This window comes from Ureibacillus suwonensis (genome assembly GCF_042655065.1).
Lineage (GTDB): Bacteria > Bacillota > Bacilli > Bacillales_A > Planococcaceae > Ureibacillus > Ureibacillus suwonensis.
Window position 1 is genome coordinate 1 of record NZ_JBHSNQ010000129.1, and the last position, 2,098, is coordinate 2,098.

Annotated in this window: 3 protein-coding genes; all 3 read left to right on the top strand. The window is 39.7% G+C overall.

The window, feature by feature from the left end; genetic code table 11:
* Positions 1 to 115 precede the first annotated feature (115 nt).
* Positions 116 to 484, top strand: coding sequence for a DMT family transporter (locus ACFPOH_RS11165; protein ID WP_390309671.1), 369 nt, complete (start codon positions 116 to 118; stop codon positions 482 to 484).
* A 115-nt stretch (positions 485 to 599) separates the two neighbouring features.
* Entirely contained in the window at positions 600 to 1,604 is a 1,005-nt protein-coding gene (locus ACFPOH_RS11170; RefSeq protein ID WP_342469047.1) for an acrylyl-CoA reductase family protein, read from the top strand.
* A 171-nt stretch (positions 1,605 to 1,775) separates the two neighbouring features.
* Entirely contained in the window at positions 1,776 to 1,964 is a 189-nt protein-coding gene (locus tag ACFPOH_RS11175) for a hypothetical protein (RefSeq protein WP_342469048.1), read from the top strand.
* Positions 1,965 to 2,098: the final 134 nt, after the last annotated feature.

Genomic DNA, 2,098 nt, shown 5'->3' on the forward strand with positions numbered 1-2,098 from the left:
AAAATTGGATTCTAAAACGATTTTGGTGGACTTTTTAAAATTACAAGAGGCTTATTACCTAATTTTATAAAAGTTAAATTAAATATTATTTTCCATTAAATGTAACGTTAAGTTGATGACATTGGGATTGGGCCAAAAAATCGGTTTGATAGAAGGTTCCTTTATTTCTTTTCTGATCGGAACATTGGTGCTGTTCTTCTTTACCATCTTTTTCGGGAAAGGAAATATTTTGGCCGTCACAGAAGTGCCAAAATGGCAGTTGATCGGCGGGATTTTAGGGGCCATTTATGTATCCATTCTAATCTTTTCAGTCAATAAAATCGGTGTGACATCCACATTGATGGCAGTCGTATTGGGGCAAATCGCCGTGGGGGCCATCATTGATCATTTTGGCTTGTTTGGAGGAGAAAGATATCCAATCACCGGCACGAAAATGATTTCGATTCTGTTGCTGATCGTTTCGCTTTATTTATTCAATAAATAATTTCTCTATGAAGCGGATGGATCCACCCATTCTGCCAAGCCGTTTTAAATGAAAATTTCTCATATTACAGGTAATGTTGGAATAAATTATGTAAAATAGGATGCAGAAAGGGGAAATGGAGATGTCACAATTTAAAGCATTAGTCGTTGATAAACAAGGCGAAGATGTTGCCATTGAACTTCGGCAATTGTCATTTGACGATTTGCCAAAAGGGGAAGTATTGATACGTGTTCATTATTCCGGTGTAAACTATAAAGACAGTCTTGCAAGCATTCCGAACGGAAATATTGTAAGAAATTATCCTTTTGTGCCGGGAATCGATTTGGCCGGCGTCGTCGTTGCATCGGAAGATCCGCGTTTTCAGGAAGGCGATGAAGTGATTGCAACAAGTTATGAAATCGGCGTTTCCCACTTTGGGGGTTATAGCGAGTATGCGCGGATTCCAGCCGATTGGATTGTGCCGCTTCCGAAAGGGCTTTCCTTAAAAGAATCCATGGTGATTGGAACGGCAGGATTCACTGCAGCCTTATCCATTTATCGGCTTGAACAAAACGGGTTGAAACCTGACCAAGGTAAAGTGCTCGTAACGGGGGCAACAGGCGGCGTAGGCAGCTTTGCCGTGGCGATTTTATCAAAACTGGGATATGATGTCGAAGCAAGTACCGGAAAAGAATCGGAACATGAATTTCTTAAAAGTCTTGGAGCCAATTCGGTGATTTCCAGGGAAGAAGTGGTCAGTGCGGGAAGACCGAAGTCTTTGGCGAAACAACGATGGATTGCGGCGGTGGATCCTGTTGGCGGGGAATCCCTTGCATCCATTTTGAGCCAAATTAAGCTGGGCGGACAGGTGGCCGTAAGTGGATTGACAGGAGGGACAAGCTTGCCGACAACGGTGTATCCATTTATATTACGGGGTGTCGATCTACTCGGTATAGATTCCGCATATTGCAATTATGAAACAAGAAAAGAAGTTTGGAACCGTTTGGCTTCGGAGTACAAGCCAAATAATTTGGAAGATTTTATTAATAAAATAGTGACGTTGGAAGAGTTGCCTGATGCTTTTCCTATTCTCTTGAAAGGACAAGCAAAAGGTAGAATAATAGTGGATTTAAACGCTTAAGAATTAAAGGCTGCCTTGAAAGTTCTTCATGGCAGCCTATTTTTTGTATTCTATGAAACTTGTGTTATTCTTAATTGTGACAATTCTTTCAATGAAATTGGTTCAATCATGGCAAATTTTTTTATTCATTTAGTATAATTGCAATTGTATAGAAAAAGAGGGGTGGCTACATTGAATCGGATTCAATTTGTTAAACAGAAGATTCAATATATGGACGAAGTGGAAGCGAAAAGCATTTTATTATTGATTTATGCGAAATTGGACAGCGCCATTGATCAAGGTGATGAAGACATTATCAAAGAAACGGCTGAAGAAATTTTTGATATGTACCATAAACTGCCCGATCGGATGTTGAATTAGGGAGGAGGTGGCTGGGACAAAACCCCCTCTAAAATGGAAACAGCCCATGAAATTTTGGAATGAAATTTCATGGGCTGTTTTTCATTTTTTCAATAAAAAATAAGGACCTCTTCTGTTAAAATTAAGTTAGCACA